The following is a 19,642-nucleotide window of genomic DNA, read 5'->3' on the forward strand; positions in this document are numbered from 1 at the left end:
GTGACATGGTGGTGTGGGTGCCAGATTGGCCCGTCCACTGCCTCGTGGCCGATCTGCCGCCGGGTGGCACTGGGGCTGTCGTGCACAGCGAACGCATCGAGGTTGCCAGCGGCGCTGCTCGGAGCGCCGGAGTGAGGAGCGGCATGAGCGTACGAGAGGCGACGTATGTGTGTCCCGATCTCATCTGCTTGCCTCGCGACCCTGATCGCGAGGCACGAGCGTTTAGCGCCGTTGTCGATGCTTTCGATTCGGTGGCGGCCGGGGTGGAGTGCGTGCGCCCCGGGGTGGCCAGATGTCGGGCGCGCGGTCCCGCCCGTTGGCATGGGAGTGAGGAGGACGCGGCCTCGGCTCTGGTGTCGGCGATCGAGGAAGCCGTCGGCGTTGAATGTTTTGTTGGCATCGCCGATGGTCCGGTCGCATCCCTGGAGGCGGCGCGCGAGGGACGCATTGTTCCTGCCGGAGAAAACCAATTATTCCTGGGTCGCATCCCGTTACATCGTGCCCTGTGGGCCGTTCCTGTTGCGATGGCTGATAGAGCAGCTGACGCCATCGAGCTATTGACAGGCCTAGGCGTCCACACGTGCGCGGATTTTCTGGCACTGGGGCGAGGCCGTGTGTGCGAGCGCTTCGGCGACGTCGGTGAACAACTCTGGAATCTCGCCTCCGGAGGCGACAGTGCCATCACGCTGGCCGGGCGCATTCAGCCAGACATCACGATGGAGTGCGTCATTGATGTGGGCGGAGAATCCATCGATACGATGATGGTGCCCATTCACCGCATCGCACGAGATCTGTCTCAGAGGCTGGGGCGGGGTGGGCTCGTCTCGCAGACCCTGCGCATTGATATGGAGGATGCTGGGGGCGGTCAGCGCACTCGCACGTGGAGTGGATGCGACGTGTGCGTATCCGACGATGTTGCGCTGCGCGTCCGGTGGACGCTCGCGGGGTGGGCTTCGGGTATCGAAGGGCCCAGTGGCGCGGTGACCTGCATACGCGTCACCGCGTGCGATCCGCGGGTGGGGCGCAGTGCATCAGCACTGTGGGGGCGGTCAGACCGCGAGCGCGATGTCTCGCGCAGCGTCGTGCGTATCCAGGGGATGGCGGGGCCGGATTCTCTCCTGATTCCGCGGGTGCAGGGCGGATACGATCCGCGCAGCCGTGTTGTGATGACCAGATGGGGGAGCGAGCCTCTCCTTCGCCCGCATGAGGGGGCGTGGGAGGGGCGCATCACTCATCCTCCGGCGACGCTTTTTGACGAGCCCGTGCGTGTGAGGATCGTTGGCGCATCGGGTGCCTTCGACGATGTGCGTGTGGACCACCGAGGGACCTTGAGTGCCACACCCGCCTACCTCGTGAGCGAGCGTGATGCCTCGCAATCCACGTCGGGGAGGGGACGCCGTGCGGCTATCGCGCGAGTGGAAGGACCTTGGCCAGTGGGAGGTCGTTGGTGGGCGCAGGAGAGACCGCGCGCCTACATGAGGGCTCTGCTTGAGGATGGACGGGACATTCTCCTCGTCTGGAAGGAAGGGGAGTGGGCTATCGAGGGGCTGGCCCAGTGAGCCGGTGCTGGGGATGGGTGGGTGCCGTAGACTGAAAGGATGGTATCTCTGTCGCACACGCTGGCCTCACTGTCGGATGATGACATGATGGCCCTTGTTGGCCCGGCGGCGTGGGCGAACGGCCTGCGTTTAGCGCGCAGTGGTGCGGTGCGTGAATTCTCCTGGAGCGAGGATGGGGAACAGGCTGAAGCGCGCGTGAAGGAAGCCGGGCTGACCTATCGCGTGCGCGTCGCACAGGGTGCTGTGCGTCCGTCCCTCGCGTGTGCATGCCCGCTGCGCAGCGACTGCCCCCATACGGTCGCGACGCTCATCGTCGGACGCGAAAATGCCCGCGACAAGCAGCGCTCGGTGCCTGAGTGGAGCCGTGTCCTCGAGCAGATGCTGGGCTCCGACCGGGACCGCCTGGGCGAGCCGTTGGCCCTCGTCGTCGATGCGCATGATCCCGGGGTCGAGCCGTCTCTCATCCCGCTGCGCCGAAGCTCCTCATCCGGGTGGACGACGAAGAGGGCCTCATGGCTCGATCTGACGGCGACGCAGTGGGCGTCAGTGACGGACGGGCTGGATCCGACGCACGTCTCTCTCATGCGTGAGGGCTACCGCCTGTCGCGTGAATCGCGTTCGTGGCACTCGCGCACGGAAGTGACGCTCAGTTCGCTGGGTGAGCATGCCTACGCGTGGCTGGCACGCCTGGTGCGGGCCGGGGTTGAGCTCTACGCCTCGCCTGAGGCAGATGAGAAGGTGGTGCTTTCGCATGCGACGTGGGATGCGGACATTGATGTGCGTTCCGGTGACGACGGCCTTGACGTCAGCGTCGTCGCGCGTAACGGAGACGAGGTGATCACGAGGCCGCGCATCGACCGCGATGCGAGTGTGCTGTTGCTGGATGGAGGGCGCGCAATCGCACGCATTGAGGGGGTGGGAACGCTCGACGGCTTTCCTCTCGATCGAGGCCTGCATATTCCTGCCGCCGATGTCGCTCAGTTTCGTGGCACGTGGCTGCCCGCCCTCCTCAGGCGTTTTTCGATGGCGTCCTCCGATGGAAGTTTTGACGCTCAGGCTCGCCCGGACGTGTCCCTCGTGGGCACGGTGCGACGCGACGGTGAATCTGTCGTTGTGCGCTGGTGGGCCGAGTATCGTCAGGGTGAGTCGCGCTCGCGCACTCCTGTGGCCCACTGCGCGGACGACGAGGCCGTGGCTGAGATCGTGGGGCGCGTCGAGTTGTGGGGACGCGGGTTGGACTCCACCCTGTGGACCGCGCCTCCGACGACGGGGAGGCTGTCTCCGTGGCATGTTCCCGCGTTCTTAGAGGCAGTTGTCGATTCCGAGGGCATTGATGGCCTCGTGTGGGACGTTGCGGAGGACGTGCGTGCCATCGACGTGCGAGACGACGGATTCGATGTCGATGTGAGCGTTGATCCGGCCGAACGCGACTGGTTTGACCTCAACGTGCGCCTGCGCCTCGGTGCCGTCACGATCAGCGTGCGCGATGCGCTCGAAGCGATCGCAGGCGGGCAGGAGTACGTCGAGGTCGAGGGAACGTGGGTACGCCTCGACGGCGAACGTATTCGATCCTTGGCGACGCTGCTGGAAGAGGCGCGCACCCTGGCGGGGTGGGACGGCGAGGGGCTCAGGCTCACGCCGATGCAGGTCGGCGTCGTCGATCTATTCACGAGCGCATCCGACCACGTGAGTATCAGCGACGCGTGGAGGACGCGGATTGCCCCGCTGCGCGACGGCTCCGCGGATAAAGGTGTGCCGCCGGTGCCGTCGCTGAGTTCGGTCCTGCGCCCGTATCAGCGCCGTGGGCACGCGTGGTTGACGGCTCGCCTGTCCAGTGGCATCGGTGGAATTCTGGCTGACGACATGGGCCTGGGTAAAACCGTTCAGATCCTGTCGGCTGTGGCAGCGCTGCGAGCGCATGCACCCGCCGGTGATCCCTCGCCGGTTCTCGTCGTGGCGCCGACCTCCGTCGTCGGCGTGTGGATAGACCAGGCGCGTACCTTCACACCGCACCTACGCGTACGCGCGGTGACGGAAACAGCCGCGCGCCGGGGGACGACGATCCAGGAGGAGGTTGCCGATGCGGATATTGTCGTCACCTCCTACACGCTCGTCCGCCTGGAGGCAGAGCAGTGGAACCAGGTGCGCCTCGGCGGAGTCGTCATCGATGAAGCGCAAGCGGTGAAAAACCCTCGCACTGCGACCTACCGTGCACTTCGCGATCTTGAGTCACCCTGGAAGTTGGCGGTGTCCGGCACCCCCATCGAAAACTCGCTGGGAGACCTGTGGTCGTTGCTTTCCTTGACGTGCCCCGGCCTCCTGCCCCCGTGGGAAACGTTCCAGCAGCAGGTGCGCAGGCCAATCGAAAACGGCACGGACCCGGCGATGCTCGGGCGTCTGACGGCGTACGTCGCGCCCTTCGTCCTGCGACGCACGAAGGAGGAGGTCGCTCCGGATCTGCCCGACAAGATCGTCGACATTGTGCGCGTCGATTTAGGCAAGGAACACCGCCATATCTACGACCAGTACCTGGCCCGCGAGCGCGCCCGGATTCTCGATCTCCTACGCGACGTGGATGCGAACCGAATGAGTGTGCTTACGTCAATTACGAGGCTGCGTCAGCTAGCGCTCGATCCGGCTCTCGTCGAGGATTCGTACGCGCACGTGGGGTCGGCAAAAATCGAGTACCTGGCGGATCGCCTGGATGAGATCGTGCCTCTCGGGCATCAGGCGCTGGTGTTCAGCCAGTTCACCTCGTTCCTGGAGCGTATTCGGCACATGCTTGAGCGCCGCGGAATATCCGTCGTGCAGCTCGATGGGTCGACGCGTGGTCGCGCTGAGGTCATCGAAAAGTTCCGTTCGGGCGATGCCCAAGTCTTCCTCATCTCGCTGAAGGCTGGTGGTTCCGGATTGACCCTCACCGAGGCGGACTACGTCTACGTCATGGATCCCTGGTGGAATCCTGCCGCCGAGGAGCAGGCGATTGATCGCGCGCACCGCATCGGTCAGACAAAGAAAGTCAATGTCTATCGAATGGTCGCGACTGACACGATCGAAGCGAAGGTCGTGGAGCTTCAGGATCGCAAGCGTCAGCTCATTTCTTCGGTGATGAATGGGACCGGGACGGGTGCTCGCCTCAGCGAGGCGGACCTGCGCGGGCTCCTCGACTAAAGGGTGGCGAAGCCTTTCGGGCGCACGGCGACCTTCAAGCCGGCACGTGTGCGCACGGCGTCAAGGGCGTCGCTGACGTCGGACAGCTCATACTCGTGTGTGATGAGTGGCGACAGGTTGATGCGTCCGCTTGAGAGCGCCTCGACGGCCGCCGCGTAGTCATCTAGGGTCGCGTTGGCGCTGCCGCTGAGGGTCAGCTCGCGGTAGTGCACGAGGTTGGGGTCGATCTGAGCCATCGCTCCCGCGGGGAAGCCGGCGAAGAAAGAAATGTGGCCGCCGATACGCGCGCACTGAGCGGCAACGGGGACGAGGCCTGGGGCTCCGACTGCGATGATGACGACATCTGCTCCAACACCGTCAGTCCACGTCAGGACCTCACGCACAAGATCCTCTCCTTGGGCGCTGGTCGTCAACTCGGCTCCGATCGCCCGCGCGGGTTCGAGGCGTGCCTGCCGTCCGCACGCCATGACGCGTGCGCCGGCGCAAACCGCGAGTGCGCAGTGGATGAGGCCGATCGGTCCCGTTCCCAGAACGAGGACACGGGAGTCGGATTCGATGGGCAGGCGTGTTGTTGCGCGCATGCAGCACGAGAGCGGCTCGGCGAGCGCGAGGTGAGGCGGGGCGATCTCGCGAGCGACGGGGGTGATGCACGCGAGTGCTTCTTCGGGGATGAGGATGAAGTCCGCGAGGCCTCCATCCACCCCCGTTCCGAATAGGCGCATGTTCGCGCACACGTTAGAGCGCCCACTCGTGCAGGGGGCGCAGTGTCCGCAGGCAATCTCGGGCGCGAGTCCGACCTGCGTGCCCGGAGCGGGAACGTCGACTCCTGCGGTGAGGTCGCTTCCAACGCGCCATACGCGCGCGGCGATTTCGTGGCCGAGCACCACGCCCGGGGTGACGCCGTTCGTCTTTTGTCCCGTTGCGATGCGCAGGTCCGTGCCGCACAGAGTTGTTGCTTCGACGGAGAGGAGAACGTCACGCGGGCCGAGTGTTGGAATGGGGCGTTCGTCGAGTACCAGGGCGCCGGGGGAGCGAAGCGACGCTGCGAGCATGGATTCCATGCTCCCAGCATAGGGCTTGTGCTCCTCGTGGGAGGGGCGCCTTTTACCTCATCTGTACGCGCCAACGCAGCTTCCCCCCAACAACAGGATCGAACATATGTTCTATATAATGGCTGTGTGACCACGGAACGACGCTACGCAGAACTGCATGCGCACAGCGCCTTCACCTTCCTGGACGGGACAGATGAGCCTGCGCGCATGGTGGAGGAAGCTGCGCGCCTCGGGCTCGATGCCCTCGCAATTCTCGACGTCGACGGCATGTACTCAACGGTCCAGACGACTATGGCTGCCCGCACGGTCGGCCTGCCGATCGTGTACGGCGCTGAGCTCACGCTCGCGCCGGACGCTCTGAGGAGCATCATTCCGGGGTCATCTGCACCGGGGTGGGGACTCGCTCCCGGAGCGGAAGATCCGGGGATGCGCCTCCCCATTGTGGCGGCCAGCCCCACCGGCTATGCACATCTCGTGGGAGCGATGAGCGATCGAGCACTGTCCGAACCCGGGCAGCGCAATCCCCGCCACGACCTCGTCAATCTGAGCGAGGCCGGAGGGGAGCTCATCGTCCTTACTGGCGGTAAGCGGGGGCCGCTCATGCGCGCACTACGAGCCGGGGGCGCGGCACCCGCACGCCGAGTCCTGGACGGACTTGTAGACGCTTTTGGGCGCGACCAGGTCCTCGTCGAGTGGCAGGCCGCGCGTGGGGACGAGGACGAGGTCGGAGACGTGCTCGCGGAGCTTGCGCGTGCGAGCGGAACTCGCCTGGTGGCGACGAGCGGAGCGCGCATGTCCTCACCCTCGAAGCAGGCGCTCGGCGACATTTTGACGGCGACCCGCTTGGGGTCTTCCTTGGACGAGGCGGAGGCTCACCTGAGCGCACACCGCTCCTTCCTGCGTTCACCCGCAGAGATGGCGCGACTGCACGGGGCACACCCGCGGGCACTCGACAATGCGTGCGAGGTCGCATCCGCATGCGCTTTCGACCTGCGCCTCGTCGCCCCGCGCTTGCCGCGCACCCAGGTCCCCGACGGACACACCCCGGACAGCTGGCTCGCGCACTGCACCTACGAGGGCGCGAGCGTGCGCTACGGTTCACGCGCGCACCACCCCCGGGCATGGGAGACGATCGAGCACGAACTGGGGGTCATCGAGCGCCTCGGCTTTGCGGGCTACTTTCTCATCGTCAAGGAGATCGTCGACTTTTGCGCCCGCAACGGGATCCTCTGCCAGGGCAGGGGGAGCGCCGCCAACTCGGCGGTGTGCTATTGCCTGGGAATCGCAGCGGTGGACGCAGTGCGCCACAACCTGCTGTTCGAGCGATTTTTATCTGATGCGCGCTCAGGGCCACCGGATATCGACGTCGATATCGAGGCGTGTCGCAGAGAAGAGGTCATCCAGTACGTCTACGACACGTTTGGGAGGGATCGCGCGGCCCAGGTCGCGAACGTCATTACCTACCGACCGCGCTCAGCGATCCGCGACGTCGCGCGCGCCCTCGGATACCCGGCCGGTACGGCGACGGCCTGGTCCCAGGGCAGGGGAGCGGTGCCACCCCTCGTTAGGGATGCGGCCCAGGCGCTCGCGCGTCTTCCCCGGCACATGGGCATCCACTCGGGCGGCATGGTGCTCACCGATCAGCCGGTATCGCGCATCTGCCCGGTTGGGTGGGCAGCAATGCCGGGACGTACGGTTCTCCAGTGGGATAAGGAGGACTGCGCGGATGCTGGCCTCGTGAAGTTCGACCTGCTATCGCTCGGCATGCTGACGGCGTTGCGCGTCGCCTTCGAGGAGCTCCAGGCGGGCGGTGCGCGTGCGGGGGCGGCCTTGAATCAGCTGCGCGGCTGGGCGCCTCGAGTCGTGCAAGGGCGCGAGGGCCAGCCCCTAGGCCTGCACACCCTTCCGGAGGAGGATCCAAGGGTCTATGACTTGCTGTGCGCGGCCGACACGGTGGGCGTCTTCCAGGTGGAGTCGCGCGCGCAGATGAATACGCTTCCTAGGCTCAAACCGCGCTGCTTCTACGACATTGTCGTGGAGGTCGCTCTGATCCGACCGGGGCCGATCCAGGGGCGCTCAGTCAACCCCTATCTGCGACGCCGGTCGGGACGCGAGGAGGTCACCTATCTGCACCCACTCCTTGAGCCCGCCCTGCGCCAGACGCTCGGCGTGCCCCTCTTTCAGGAGCAGCTCATGCGCATCGCGACGGATGCAGCGGGATTATCGGGAGCGCGTGCCGATCAGCTGCGCCGCGCGATGGGCGCCAAGCGCAGCCCGGAGCGCATGGAAGCCCTCAAGGGGGACCTCATGGCGGGCATGGAGGAACGAGGGATCGATGCGCCCACGCGTGAGCGCATCTTTGAACAGCTCAAGGGCTTTGCGGACTTCGGGTTCCCGGAGTCTCATTCGTTTTCCTTCGCGCACATCGTGTACGCATCCTCCTGGCTGAAGGTGCACGCCCCCGAGCACTTTTATGCCGCGATCCTGGCCTCCCAGCCGATGGGCTTCTATTCGCCCGCGACCCTCGTGCAGGACGCCCGCAGGCACGGGGTGCGCGTGGTGGGTCCATCGGTCAACGATTCACTCGTCGACGCGAGCGTGCAGCGTGTGGGCGAAAATGAGGCGGGGGAGTCCTACAACCCGGGGCGCCCGGAGGCTTTGCCCTCGCGCGGCACCGTTGCCCTCGATGTCGATCGCGAGCTTGCGGTGCGTATCGGGCTTTCTCAGGTACGAGGCCTGGGCGCGGCCGCCGAGCGCATCGTCGATGCCAGGCGTCAGGGAGCTTTTACGAGTCAGGCGGACCTCGCGCGGCGCGCCCACGTGAGCGCCTCCGCCATGGAAAAGCTCGCGATGGCCGGCGCTCTCGAATGCCTGGGGGTCGGGCGGCGCGAGGGGGCATGGGCTGCTGGGGCGCTCGCGCAGCCACAGGCTCGGGCCGGTCAATGGCAGCCGTTTCTTCCGGGTACGGAGGTGGGGTCCCGCGTACCCGAGTTGCCTTCGTTATCGGAGGTGGAGCGCATGTGCTCGGATGTCGCTTCGACGGGGCTGACCCCGGGGCGCCACCCTTTCAGCTACGTCCGTGGATCGCTGCCCACTAGCGTCCTCCGGGCTGGCGAGCTGAGCCAGTACCTGGCCGGACGCATCGTCGACATCGCCGGAGTCGTCACCCATCGACAGCGCCCGCACACGGGCGGGGGGATCACGTTCCTCTCCCTTGAAGACGAGACAGGTTTTGTCAACGTCTCGGTGTCGGTGGGTGCGTGGAAGAAGTTTCGACGCGTGTGCCTGGAGTCGAATGCGCTCCTCGTTCGCGGGACGCTCGAATGGGGTGATGGCGCGATTAACGTGCAAGCCTTCCGGATCGCCCCCGTTGACCTGCCCATCGACGTACGTTCCCGGGACTTTCGCTAACCAGCGCTTCGCGCGTGCTTTGCCACGCCATCCAGGAGGTATGTGCGCAGGTCATCGACCGTGTCGCAGACGGCATCCGCGTCGTCAAGGCCGTCCTCAGTCGCGTAGCCCCACCCAACGCCGATCACTGGAATGCCAGCCTCCTTGGCGCCGCGCACATCCCAGATCGAATCGCCGACGATGACGGGGTGGGAGATGTCGGCGCCGCGGGCCTCCAAGCGCGTCAAGGCCTCGTGAATGACGGTTGCTTTGCTCGATGCCGGATCGGGAGTAGCCCCGGCAATCACATCAAAAACGCTGGACAGGCCGAGATGCTCCATCTGAGCGAGAGCCATCGGGGCCTGCTTCGACGTCGCGGTCGCCAACGGAACGCCCGCATCATGAAGTTCATGAAGCAGATCAATGACCCCGGGGAAAGGCTCGGGATCAAGAAAGTGAGCTTGATATCGCGAACGGTAACCACTCACGAGGTTGGCTAGGAGCCCACCCTCGTACCCCAGGTCACCGAAGGAGTACCACAGCGGCGGGCCAACATAGCTGCGAAGCCGCTGATCGTCAGGGATCGGCAAATCGGAGTCTGACAGTGCGCCACGAAATGCACTCATGACGGCAGGAGCGGAATCAACAATCGTTCCGTCGACGTCAAAAAGGACAACAGAAATGGATAAAGACACGTGGCTCTCCCGCGTTGTTGGTGCTTTCTTAGTCACTATGCCCTATTATCCCGAGAGAAGCATCCGACACGACCACGAGGAGGGAGACATGGAATCACGAGCACGACTGACGCCGATCGTTCAGGCAAATAGTGCGCGCGCTGCCGCATGGCGAGTCTTCTTCGAGGCGTCCGGGCGCCTGCAGGGCATTCTCGAGACGCGCCTCAAGCGCACCTACGGGGTTTCCATGCCCGACTACAACATCCTTTTGGCCCTCTGGGAGGCGCCGGGACATCGCCTGCGTATGGGCGAGCTGGCCGACCGCGTTGTTTATTCTCCGTCGCGCGTCACCTACCTCGTCTCGAATCTGTCGCGCGACGGGTGGGTCGAGCGCGTCCCCTCCGCGGTCGATCGTCGCGGCTACGACGCGTGCCTGACCACCCAGGGAATTGAAACTGTGCTTGCCGCCACAGAGCTGCATCAGCAGACGGTCAGCGAGTACCTCCTGGACGGCATGACGGACGCCGATATCGACTCAATTGCCAAGGTTTTCGCCACTCTTGACTCGCGCCTGCGCGACGGCGAAAAGGACTCCTAGTTTCGATTGGCGCATGTCGCCCACATCGTGTTAAGCTTCTACTCGCTTGCGGATCGCAACGGTTCGCATCGCTCACCTGCGCGGGTGGCGGAATAGGCAGACGCGCTAGCTTGAGGTGCTAGTCCTCATTTTACGAGGGTGGGGGTTCAAGTCCCCCTCCGCGCACGAAATGCCCCGGGGCCGAAAGGCTCCGGGGTTTTCCATATCAATCGTGAGGAGGCACCGTGCGTATCGACATGTGGCTCGACACCTGCGACCCATGGAGCTATCTCGGGCTGCGACACCTGCGCGCAGCCCTCGAGGAATTCGAGCATCGTGACAAGGTCGAGGTCTACCTGCACGCTTTCCTTCTTGACCCAGAACTTGACGCCCCCGTCGACAAACCCCGCGTCGTGGCTCTCGTGGAATCCGGCGCTGCGACGCTCGAAGAAGTGCACGAATCCGACGAGCGCATGCAGGCACTCGGCGCGCGCGAGGGGATTCGCTTCGACTTCGATAACCTCATCATCGCTCCGACATCGCGCGCACACCGCGTCATCGCGGCCGCGCACGATGCGGATATTGATGCCGATACGGTGGTAGGTCCATCCTCGCTGCAGCTGAAGGTTGCCGAGGCCATCATGCGTGCACACTTCGAGATGGGGCTGGACATCTCCCACCCCGAGGTTCTCATCGGGTGTGCCCAGGACATTGGAATGCCACCGGAGCTTGCTGCTCTCGCCGTGGGCGACGAGGAATGGGCGTCCCGCGTGTATTCGGACTTCCAGATGGCGATGCACATGGGTGTCACCGCCGTCCCAACGTACGTCTTTGACGCGCAGTTCCTCGTCGACGGACATCAAACGATCACCGCATTTATGAACATCCTGGCCACGGCTTGGGAACAGTCTCGAAAGGATCACGCATGAGCGAGAACAACACCCCCACCTCGAACACTCAGGGCGCTCCCAGCCCGATGGAACTCGTCCAGGAGTTCCATCGCACATACTCGATGCCGATTCGTTCTTTCGACGATCCGACGCTGTCCTACGAACGCCTCGGCATGCGCATGAGCCTGATCGCAGAAGAATTCGCAGAACTCGTTGGAGCGGTCTACGGCAAGCGCGCCCGCGCGATTATTGAGACGGCTACCGCCGAGGCGGTAGCGGCAGACGATGGCGAGCGCGATGTTATTGAGGCTGCGGACGCCCTCGCCGACCTGATCTACGTCATCTACGGTATGGCGATCGAGTCCGGAATGGATCTCGATTCTGTGCTCGCCGAGGTCCAGGCTTCGAACCTCTCCAAGCTCATGCCGGACGGCTCCGTCAAACTACGCGAGGATGGAAAGGTCCTCAAGGGCCCCAACTTCTTCCCGCCAAATGTTGCGCGCGGCCTTGGCCTGGAGACCGGGAAGAGCGCCAACGGCGCGGACTAAGGTCCCTAGCACGCGCATTCGTGCCCGCCAGGTGACACAATAGACGCGGTCCACTCATAAGGAGGAAAGACATGGCACGCGTCGCAGTCATCGGCGGAGGTTACGGAGGCGTCACGGTCGCAAAGGGGCTGGACCCCATCGCGGACGTTGTCCTCATCGAACAGAAGGACCAGTTCGTCCACCACGCAGCCGCGCTGCGTGCCGCGGTCGACACCGTGTGGGAACACGCGATCTTCATGCCCTACACGAACCTTCTGCACCGCGGCGAGGTCGTGCGAGGCACCGTGTCGCGTGTCGACGGCACGACCGTTCACGTCTTCGGCCACGACCCGATCGAGGCCGACTACGTCGTCTTCGCAACCGGATCGACCTATCCTTTCCCCGCGAAATACTCCTCTTACCGCTCGTCCGTGGCGAAGGCGCGCCTCGAGCAGCTGCATGAGAACCTCGGACGGGCCCGCTCTGTGATGATCGTCGGCGGTGGCACCGTCGGCATCGAGCTGACCGGCGAACTCGCCAATGCCTTCCCCGGCCTGGACATCACGATTGTCGAGGCCTCCGATCAGATCCTGGGCACGCCCGGCTACACCGACGCGCTGCGCAGCGAGATCAGCGAGCAGCTCAGCACCCTCGGTGTGCGCGTTGTGACCGGCTCTGAGCTCGCTTACCTGCCCCCGCAGAACGTCGGCGACCTCGGTCACTTCATGGTCGAAACCAAGAACGGTGACGTCATTGAGGCCGATCTGTGGTTCCAGTGCTACGGTGCCCGCGCCAACACCGGCTTCCTGATCGGCAGCGACTACGAGTCCGTCATGAACCCGAACGGCACCATCCGTGTCGATGGCACCATGCAGGTCGCGGATCACCCGAACGTCTACGCCGTCGGTGACCTCACCGATGTGCGTGAATCGAAGCGTGCCGACGCCGCTCGCCAGCAGGCCCGCGTCGTCATCGCGAACATCACCGCCCAGATCGAAGGGGAGAAGCCCGACGCCATCTACCAGCCGACGAAGGAATGGGTGATCCTGCCCCTCGGCCCGAACATGGGTGCGTCGCAGCTGCTTGATGCGGACGGGCAGACCCGCATTCTTGGCGCGGAGCAGACCGCCGAGATTAAGGGAACCGACCTGATGGTGTCTGTTATTCGTTCGCAGCTCAACCTCCCCTGATAAAGTGCGCCGTCTCACGGTAGAATGACTGTCATGACTGGAGATGCCCGCCGCGCGCTGACGCGCCTGCTCAACGCTTTCGAAAACCACTTCGACATCGCCCGCGATGGAGACGAGGCCGACGACGCCGCGCTCGAAGCAGCTGAGCTTGCGCTGCGTGACGCGTTCTTCACCTACGACGACATTCTTTTCACTCAGCTGGGCGTGGAATTGCCGTTCGACATTCTCGATGATTCCGAGGATGACGACGATGATTTCGACGAGTCCGATGACGATGAAGAAGACGGCGATGAGGATGATGACGACGACTTCATTGAGGTCGACGACTGATTCGATCATCAGCTTGTTCAAGATGGGTGGGGCCCGAACCTAGCGGTTCGGGCCCCACCCATCTCAACGTGCCTCACATGATGTCGATTGCGTGAAGCGCGCCTTACTACTGAGCCACCTCGGTGAGAACCTGCCGAATGGGCGCTGGCAACGGCTCCGTGTAGTCGAGCAGCGTCTCAAGCTGGCGCAGCGTGCGCGGACCGACGAGGGCACTGGTGACACCCGGATAATCGCGCACCCATGCGAGCGCCACGTCGCCGGTCGAGCGTTCGAGTCCCGCGCCCGCGCGCGTGGCAGCCTCAATGACGCCGCGCGCTGAGCCCGTCAAGTGACCCTCCACCAGATGGCGAAGATGCGGCGAAGCGGCGCGTGAGTCCGCGGGCGTCGAGTGGCGGTACTTGCCCGTCAGAGCGCCGCCAGCTAGTGCGGACGCGGCGATGATGCCGACCCCGTGTTCACTCAACTCGGCCACCGTCGCAGCCTGCGAGGTATCCGCGAGGGAGAACGGGAACTCGACCACCGAGATCGGAGCGCTCGCTCCGAGCACGCCGCGTGTCACGGCCTCGGCAAGCTGCCAATGCGTCGCCCGCGACAGTCCCACGTAGCGCGCACGGCCAGAGCGATACGCGGCGGTCGCTGCTTCAAGAGTCTCCTCCAGCGGGACCTCCGCGCGAGGCTCCACCATCCACACGTCCACGTAGTCGGTGTCCAACCGTGCGAGGGCATCATCGAGACTGCGCAGCAGATCGCCGCGTCCGGCAGCGCTCACCCACGCGCCTTCGGAGGCCCGGCGCACGCCGCCGCGCCACGCTACTGCCACGCGGTGCCGACCAACGGCTGAGATGGCTTCGGACAGGATGTCAACTGCCATGCCGTCGCCATGGGAAGCGGAACATTCGACGAGGTTGCCGCCCGAGTCGACGAAACGGCGCAGCATGTCGAGCGCTTCGGGGCCGTCAGTGTCGCGCCCCCAGGTGAGCGTGCCGATGCCGAGAGCCGACAGGTAGAGTCCGGTGCGGCCGCATTGCTTCAAGTCCATGCGTCTAGCCTAGCCGAGTCCGCGACAGCCACCGTGCATGTTGCTCGGGGAGCGGGGGAGTGGTTCCACCAAACACCGGGCAGAGCGAACGCACCCCGCACCAGTTGCACAGAGGATTCTTGCGAGGTGCAAAGGAGTCATTCTCAATGTCGCGCGAAATCGATTCCCAGAGCTGGTCGATGTGACGCTCAAAGTTCGCGATGTCGCCTGCTTCAGGATCAAAGGTGATGACCTGGCCGGCCTTCAGATAGACGAGCTGCATGCGAGAGGGCAGCACCTGCGTGCGCGCGAGAAGCAGCGCGTAGAAACGCAGCTGGTACAGGGCCTCGTCGACGTAGCGCGGGCCGGGCGCCTTTCCGGTCTTGTAGTCGACGACCCGCAGCCGCCCATCGGGAGCACGGTCAACACGGTCGATGAAACCGAGGAGCCGCACGCCGCCCGAGGTCGTCGTCGTCACGCGCTGCTCAAGCGCTGCCGGCGCAATCCACTGGGGCTGCTCGATCGCAAAGTACCCATCGATGACCGCGCGCGCCTCGTCGAGCCACGCGTCACGGTCCGCATCGTCGCTAAACAACGCGGGAACCTCCGGGTTCTTCGATGCCAGGGCCTCGTATTGGGGCCCTACCTGGCTGCGCGCAGCCTCAGGTGTACGCTGCTGTGCTGGTAGAGCGAAAAGATGTTCCAGCACCGCGTGCACGATTGTCCCCAGAGCCTTCGCGCGCGTCTCCGGTTCACGGTATCCGTCCAGGACGTGAAGACGGTACTGCAGGGGGCAACGCTCGTATTCCTTTGCTCGCGAAGCCGAGAGTGCGGGCTCCCACGTGCGCTCGGCTGCCGAAGGGGTGATCAGGTCTGTCATGAATACCACGCTAACCCCTGCCGCCCTCATCTGTGTCCTTCCATGGGCGCAACAGGTGGCAAGCGGTATCATTTACGTAATGACTATTCAGCGTAATAATTCGATGTCGGCCAACGATTTTGGCCAGCCTACCCGCCGAGGCGTCCTTTCCGAGGGCGATCGCGTGCAGGTTCGCGACCCCAAGGGACGCTTCCACCAGGTGATTCTCGTGAGCGGTGGCCGTTTCCAATCCAACCGCGGCGGATTCAACCATAACGACGTCATTGGCCGTCCCGACGGCCAGGTGATCGTCACGGAGGAAGGCCGCCAGTTCCAGATCCTGCGGCCCCTGCAGGTCGACTATGTGATGTCGATGCCCCGCGGCGCCGCCGTCGTCTACCCCAAGGACGCAGGGGTCATCACCCACATGGGTGATATTTTCCCCGGCGCGACCGTCGTCGAGGCCGGCGCGGGTTCCGGAGCGCTGTCGATGGCTCTCCTTGATGCCGTTGGCCCGCAGGGTCGCCTTGTCTCTGTGGAGCGTCGCCAGGACTTCGCTGACATCGCGGCCGCCAACGTCGACCTGTGGTTCGGCCGCCGCCACCCCGCATGGGACCTGCGCGTCGGTGACGTCGACGAGGTGCTGTGGTCGGCCGAAGAAGGCAGCGTTGACCGGGTCGTGCTCGACATGCTTGCTCCCTGGGAGAACATCGAGGCCATCACCCATGCGCTGATTCCGGGCGGCGTGCTCGTGTGCTACGTCGCGACCGTCACGCAGATGTCACGTCTCGTCGAGGATTTGCGCGCCTCCGAGCGTTTCACTGATCCGATTGCCTGGGAGGATATGCGCCGCGAGTGGCACCTCGACGGCCTGGCCGTACGCCCCGAGCACCGCATGGTGGCTCACACCGGTTTCCTGGTGGTCACCCGCCTCCTCGCGCCCGGCGTTGCTCCGCAGGAACGCTCAACACGTCCGGCGAAGGCAGCTGAAGGCCAGGGCGGCGCGTGGGACGACGAGCAGGACTGGTCGCTGGAGAAGGTCGGTCAGCGTGTGAACTCCGAGAAGAAGGTGCGCAAGGTCCGCCGCGACGTCGTCGCGCAGGCCGACACGTGGGCGTCGGAGGGACGTGAGGCAGCAGCTGATGAGTGAGGTCGAAGCCCGTCAGGCTCTCGAACGACGCCTGATATCTCTGGAAGAAAAGAACGGCCGCCTCACCACCGCGCTGACGACTGCGCGCACCGAGTTGATTCGGCTCCAGGGCGAGCTGGCGGACGTGTCGCGTCCTCCGCAGACTCTGGCGACGTTCGTGCGGGCGTTTCCCGCGTCCCGTCAAATCGAGGTCGTCACAGGCGGTAAGCGCATGCGCGTTGCCGTCACGCCGAAGCTCGATGTCACTGACCTGTCGTACGGGCAGTGGGTGCGTCTCGACGACACGATGATCGCCGTGGCCGCGGATGACTTCCCGCGCAGCGGGCAGGTCGTGTCCGTGCTCGAAATCGTCGGCGCCGACCGCGTGCTCGTGGCGACGGAAGGCGGAGCGGAGACCCTGCTCGAGTTGGCCGGCCCTCTACGCCACGGAAACCTGCGCCCCGGCGACTCCCTCGTCGTGGACGCCCGCGCGGGCATCGCGTTCGAGCGCATCGTGCGCGAGGATGTTGAGCAGCTGCTCACCCCCGAGGTCCCCGACGTCACGTACGAAGACATCGGTGGTCTGGACGATCAGATTGCGCAGGTGCGCGACTCGATCGAGATGCCGTTTAACCATCCTGAGCTGTACCGCCAGTTTGGTCTGCGCCCGCCCAAGGGCATTCTCTTGTATGGGCCTCCCGGCTCGGGCAAGACCCTGATTGCGAAGGCCGTTGCCAACTCGCTGTCGAAGCGTGGGGGTGCGTCGACCTTCTTCCTGTCGATCAAGGGCCCCGAACTGCTCAACAAGTTCGTCGGCGAAACCGAGCGCCAGATTCGCGCCATTTTCGCTCGTGCGCGGACCCTCGCAGCCGGCGACACCCCCGTCGTCATCTTCTTCGATGAAATGGAGGCCCTGTTCCGCACGCGTGGCACGGGCGTGTCCTCAGACGTCGAAACAATGATCGTTCCGCAGCTGCTCGCCGAGATGGACGGCGTCGAATCCCTCGACAACGTCGTGATCATCGGCGCATCCAACCGCGCGGACATGATCGACCCGGCCGTGTTGCGCCCGGGGCGCCTCGATGTGCGTATCCGCGTGGATCGCCCCGACCGCGCGGGCGCCCTCGACATCTTCTCGAAGTATCTGACGCCCCAGGTGCCGATCCATGCCTCGGAAATCGAGCGTTTCGGTGGCATCAACGAGGCCGTGGCGGGCATGAGCAAACGCGCCGTCGATGCGCTCTACGCGCGCAATGAGACGACGGCGCTCTTCCTCGCAACCCTGGTGAATGGCGACCACAAGCGCATCTACCTGTCCGACCTCGTGTCCGGCGCACTCATCGCCGGCATCGTCGAACGCGCAAAGAAGTACGCGATCAAGGACGCGCTGACGGGCGCCTCGTCCGGCCTGAGTATGGATCATCTGCTGCGCGGGGTGCACGAGGAGATGAATGAGTCGCTCGAACTGGCTGCCACTTCCTCGCCGGAAGACTGGGCTCGTACGAGCGGTCTGGCTCCCGAAATCGTCAGCGTGAAGCCGATTGGAACGGTGAAATGAGCAGCGAACGCATTATTGGTACCGAAACCGAGTACGGGGTGTACCGTCCCGGCGACGCGTGGGCAAACCCGATCGCCCTGTCGACGAAAGTCGTCACCACGTACGGCGAGATCAGCCGCGAGGGCACGCCGGCCCAGGGCGCGGGCGTCGTCCGCTGGGACTACACGGGGGAGGACCCGCTCAACGATCTGCGTGGTATGCGCATGTCTCGTGCTGCGGCAGACCCGTCTTTGCTCACTGACGATCCGTACCACCTCGCACCGTCCGGTGGCTCGGAGCGCGTCGCTCGGCCGACCCCCGAAGAACTCGCCCTCCCGGCAGCGACGACCGCCGTCCTCACGAATGGCGCACGCCTGTACGTCGACCACGCGCACCCCGAGTATTCCGCGCCCGAGACGATCGGTGCGCGCGATGCGCTCCTGTGGGACCGCGCCGGCGAGGTGATCGCCCAGCGTGTCATGGCACGCCTGGAACAACTGGGCGAAGAACCTATCGTCCTTGTTAAGAACAACACCGACGGCAAGGGCGCAGCCTACGGCACCCACGAGAATTACCAGATGCCTCGCATCACCGACCTCGATGCGATCGTGCGAGGTCTGACGCCCTTCATGGTGACGCGCCCCGTCATCTGCGGTGCCGGCCGCGTGGGACGCGGGCAAAAGAGCGAGGTTCCGGGCTTCCAGATGTCCCAGCGCGCCGACTTTGTGGAGAACGAGGTCGGACTGGAGACCACTTTCAACCGCCCGATCATCAACACGCGCGACGAGCCGCATGCGAATCCGGCTCAGTTCCGCCGACTCCACGTCATCGGCGGCGACGGCAACATGTTCGATGTCTCAGCTTTCCTGCGTTTTGGCACCACGTCGCTCGTCCTGTGGGCAATCGAGCAGGGCACCGACCTGCGCTGGGATTCGATCGTCATGGACGATCCCGTGCAGGAAACCTGGAACGTGTCGCACCATCCCGACCTCGACTACAAGGTGACCACCGCGGGCGGCGCCTACACGGCGGCGGAGCTCCAGCAGGTTTACTTGGATCTGGTTCTCGACACTTTTGAGGAGACGGGAACGACGCCCACGCAGGCCGATCAGGAGATCCTCACCCTGTGGCAGTCAGTGCTGGATCGCATGCGCGCCGACCTCTTCTCGGTGGCCACCGAGGTCGAATGGGTGGGCAAGTACCAGCTCGTCAAGCGACAGAAGGAACGCGCCGGGCTCGAATGGACCGATCCGCGCCTGGCCGCCATCGACCTGCAGTGGGCAGACCTGCGTCCCAGCCACGGCCTCGTCTATCGACTCGCGAAGGCTGGCATGGTCACGCGCCTCGTGTCCGACGAAGAGGTCGAGCGCGCCGCAGACGTGGCGCCCACGAACACCCGTGCACACGTGCGCGGATGGGCGGTGGCCAATCGGCCCGACCTCGTGAAGGCATCATGGTCCTCGCTCGTCCTTGACCCGGGCGAGGGTGACCTCGTCCGATTCCCGATCGCCGACGCGCGTGATACCTCAACACGATAAAGAACGACAGAAAGAAGAGTAATAATGTCGAATCAGATTTTCGCAGGCGGCCCGCCCCCCGAAGACGACGCGATCGAGGCGGCCGGCCAGGTTCAGGCGCGCACCTCGTCGATCGACTCCCTCCTCGACGAGATCGATTCCGTTCTCGAAACCAACGCCGAGGCGTTCGTCCAGGGCTTCGTCCAGAAGGGCGGCCAGTGA

Annotated in this window: 16 protein-coding genes and 1 tRNA gene; 13 read left to right on the forward strand and 4 right to left on the reverse strand. The window is 64.8% G+C overall.

What is annotated here, in order from left to right:
* Positions 1-5: 5 nt before the first annotated feature.
* Both JJJ16_RS03400 and JJJ16_RS03405 read left to right on the forward strand, forming a co-directional pair.
* A complete protein-coding gene (locus JJJ16_RS03400) occupies positions 6-1,559 on the forward strand; it encodes a DNA polymerase Y family protein (RefSeq protein WP_219751379.1) in 1,554 nt (517 codons plus the stop codon).
* A 39-nt stretch (positions 1,560-1,598) separates the two neighbouring features.
* Positions 1,599-4,730, forward strand: coding sequence for a DEAD/DEAH box helicase (locus JJJ16_RS03405; protein ID WP_219751380.1), 3,132 nt, complete (start codon positions 1,599-1,601; stop codon positions 4,728-4,730).
* On the opposite strand, the gene JJJ16_RS03410 is transcribed toward JJJ16_RS03405, so the two are convergent.
* The gene (locus JJJ16_RS03410; RefSeq protein WP_413243681.1) at positions 4,727-5,791 is read right to left on the reverse strand and encodes an alcohol dehydrogenase catalytic domain-containing protein; all 1,065 of its coding nucleotides are present in this window, start codon (positions 5,789-5,791) and stop codon (positions 4,727-4,729) included. The genes JJJ16_RS03405 and JJJ16_RS03410 overlap by 4 nt on opposite strands.
* 117 nt (positions 5,792-5,908) lie before the next feature.
* Here JJJ16_RS03410 and JJJ16_RS03415 point away from each other — a divergent pair, with 117 nt between their 5' ends.
* Positions 5,909-9,193 carry an error-prone DNA polymerase gene (locus JJJ16_RS03415; protein ID WP_219751381.1) on the forward strand — a complete coding sequence of 1,095 codons (3,285 nt, stop codon included), beginning with the start codon at positions 5,909-5,911 and terminating at the stop codon, positions 9,191-9,193.
* Here the strand turns inward: JJJ16_RS03415 and JJJ16_RS03420 are convergent.
* A complete protein-coding gene (locus JJJ16_RS03420; RefSeq protein WP_219751382.1) occupies positions 9,190-9,867 on the reverse strand; it encodes an HAD hydrolase-like protein in 678 nt (225 codons plus the stop codon). The two genes, JJJ16_RS03415 and JJJ16_RS03420, sit on opposite strands and share 4 nt — an antisense overlap.
* Before the next feature lie 88 nt (positions 9,868-9,955).
* Here JJJ16_RS03420 and JJJ16_RS03425 point away from each other — a divergent pair, with 88 nt between their 5' ends.
* The 6 genes from JJJ16_RS03425 to JJJ16_RS03450 all read left to right on the forward strand — a co-directional run bounded on the left by JJJ16_RS03425 (position 9,956) and on the right by JJJ16_RS03450 (position 13,360).
* Entirely contained in the window at positions 9,956-10,444 is a 489-nt protein-coding gene (locus tag JJJ16_RS03425) for a MarR family winged helix-turn-helix transcriptional regulator (RefSeq protein WP_187348979.1), read from the forward strand.
* A gap of 78 nt (positions 10,445-10,522) precedes the next feature.
* Positions 10,523-10,609: transfer RNA gene (locus JJJ16_RS03430), tRNA-Leu, on the forward strand.
* A gap of 71 nt (positions 10,610-10,680) precedes the next feature.
* A complete protein-coding gene (locus tag JJJ16_RS03435) occupies positions 10,681-11,352 on the forward strand; it encodes a DsbA family protein (protein ID WP_219751968.1) in 672 nt (223 codons plus the stop codon).
* Positions 11,349-11,861, forward strand: a complete 513-nt coding sequence (locus JJJ16_RS03440; protein ID WP_219751383.1) for a nucleoside triphosphate pyrophosphohydrolase family protein — start codon at positions 11,349-11,351, stop codon at positions 11,859-11,861. The genes JJJ16_RS03435 and JJJ16_RS03440 overlap by 4 nt, the downstream gene beginning before the upstream one ends.
* Positions 11,862-11,932: 71 nt before the next feature.
* Positions 11,933-13,030, forward strand: coding sequence for an NAD(P)/FAD-dependent oxidoreductase (locus tag JJJ16_RS03445; RefSeq protein WP_219751384.1), 1,098 nt, complete (start codon positions 11,933-11,935; stop codon positions 13,028-13,030).
* Positions 13,031-13,063: 33 nt separating this feature from the next.
* Positions 13,064-13,360 carry a DNA primase gene (locus tag JJJ16_RS03450; RefSeq protein ID WP_219751385.1) on the forward strand — a complete coding sequence of 99 codons (297 nt, stop codon included), beginning with the start codon at positions 13,064-13,066 and terminating at the stop codon, positions 13,358-13,360.
* 106 nt (positions 13,361-13,466) lie between these two features.
* Here the strand turns inward: JJJ16_RS03450 and JJJ16_RS03455 are convergent, their stop codons facing one another.
* Positions 13,467-14,399 carry an aldo/keto reductase gene (locus JJJ16_RS03455; RefSeq protein WP_219751386.1) on the reverse strand — a complete coding sequence of 311 codons (933 nt, stop codon included), beginning with the start codon at positions 14,397-14,399 and terminating at the stop codon, positions 13,467-13,469.
* A 4-nt stretch (positions 14,400-14,403) separates the two neighbouring features.
* On the reverse strand, positions 14,404-15,258 hold the full coding sequence (locus JJJ16_RS03460; RefSeq protein WP_219751387.1) for a RecB family exonuclease: 855 nt from the start codon (positions 15,256-15,258) through the stop codon (positions 14,404-14,406).
* A gap of 79 nt (positions 15,259-15,337) precedes the next feature.
* Between JJJ16_RS03460 and JJJ16_RS03465 the strand changes: the two genes are divergently transcribed.
* The 4 genes from JJJ16_RS03465 to JJJ16_RS03480 are packed head-to-tail and all read left to right on the forward strand — an operon-like array spanning position 15,338 to position 19,642.
* Complete coding sequence (locus tag JJJ16_RS03465; protein ID WP_225904977.1) at positions 15,338-16,387, forward strand: tRNA (adenine-N1)-methyltransferase; 1,050 nt, start codon at positions 15,338-15,340, stop codon at positions 16,385-16,387.
* The gene (gene arc / locus JJJ16_RS03470) at positions 16,380-17,924 is read left to right on the forward strand and encodes a proteasome ATPase (RefSeq protein ID WP_219751388.1); all 1,545 of its coding nucleotides are present in this window, start codon (positions 16,380-16,382) and stop codon (positions 17,922-17,924) included. The genes JJJ16_RS03465 and arc overlap by 8 nt, the downstream gene beginning before the upstream one ends.
* Positions 17,921-19,441, forward strand: a complete 1,521-nt coding sequence (dop, locus tag JJJ16_RS03475) for a depupylase/deamidase Dop (protein ID WP_219751389.1) — start codon at positions 17,921-17,923, stop codon at positions 19,439-19,441. Before arc ends, dop begins: the two co-directional genes overlap by 4 nt.
* 24 nt (positions 19,442-19,465) lie before the next feature.
* Positions 19,466-19,642 (forward strand): ubiquitin-like protein Pup, encoded by a 177-nt coding sequence (locus JJJ16_RS03480; RefSeq protein ID WP_219751390.1) that lies wholly within the window; start codon positions 19,466-19,468, stop codon positions 19,640-19,642.

It is taken from the genome of Schaalia sp. ORNL0103, assembly GCF_019429565.1.
Lineage (GTDB): Bacteria > Actinomycetota > Actinomycetes > Actinomycetales > Actinomycetaceae > Pauljensenia.

What these genes read in the sequence shown, in the direction of transcription:
- JJJ16_RS03440 (WP_219751383.1), top strand. Translation starts at nt 11,349, where the DNA reads ATGAGCGAGAACAACACCCCCACCTCGAACACTCAGGGCGCTCCCAGC.
- arc (WP_219751388.1), top strand. Translation starts at nt 16,380, where the DNA reads ATGAGTGAGGTCGAAGCCCGTCAGGCTCTCGAACGACGCCTGATATCT.
- JJJ16_RS03450 (WP_219751385.1), top strand. Translation starts at nt 13,064, where the DNA reads ATGACTGGAGATGCCCGCCGCGCGCTGACGCGCCTGCTCAACGCTTTC.
- JJJ16_RS03400 (WP_219751379.1), top strand. Translation starts at nt 6, where the DNA reads ATGGTGGTGTGGGTGCCAGATTGGCCCGTCCACTGCCTCGTGGCCGAT.
- JJJ16_RS03405 (WP_219751380.1), top strand. Translation starts at nt 1,599, where the DNA reads ATGGTATCTCTGTCGCACACGCTGGCCTCACTGTCGGATGATGACATG.
- JJJ16_RS03455 (WP_219751386.1), bottom strand. Translation starts at nt 14,399, where the DNA reads ATGGACTTGAAGCAATGCGGCCGCACCGGACTCTACCTGTCGGCTCTC.
- JJJ16_RS03445 (WP_219751384.1), top strand. Translation starts at nt 11,933, where the DNA reads ATGGCACGCGTCGCAGTCATCGGCGGAGGTTACGGAGGCGTCACGGTC.
- JJJ16_RS03480 (WP_219751390.1), top strand. Translation starts at nt 19,466, where the DNA reads ATGTCGAATCAGATTTTCGCAGGCGGCCCGCCCCCCGAAGACGACGCG.
- JJJ16_RS03465 (WP_225904977.1), top strand. Translation starts at nt 15,338, where the DNA reads ATGACTATTCAGCGTAATAATTCGATGTCGGCCAACGATTTTGGCCAG.
- JJJ16_RS03435 (WP_219751968.1), top strand. Translation starts at nt 10,681, where the DNA reads ATGTGGCTCGACACCTGCGACCCATGGAGCTATCTCGGGCTGCGACAC.
- JJJ16_RS03460 (WP_219751387.1), bottom strand. Translation starts at nt 15,258, where the DNA reads ATGACAGACCTGATCACCCCTTCGGCAGCCGAGCGCACGTGGGAGCCC.
- JJJ16_RS03425 (WP_187348979.1), top strand. Translation starts at nt 9,956, where the DNA reads ATGGAATCACGAGCACGACTGACGCCGATCGTTCAGGCAAATAGTGCG.
- dop (WP_219751389.1), top strand. Translation starts at nt 17,921, where the DNA reads ATGAGCAGCGAACGCATTATTGGTACCGAAACCGAGTACGGGGTGTAC.
- JJJ16_RS03410 (WP_413243681.1), bottom strand. Translation starts at nt 5,791, where the DNA reads ATGGAATCCATGCTCGCAGCGTCGCTTCGCTCCCCCGGCGCCCTGGTA.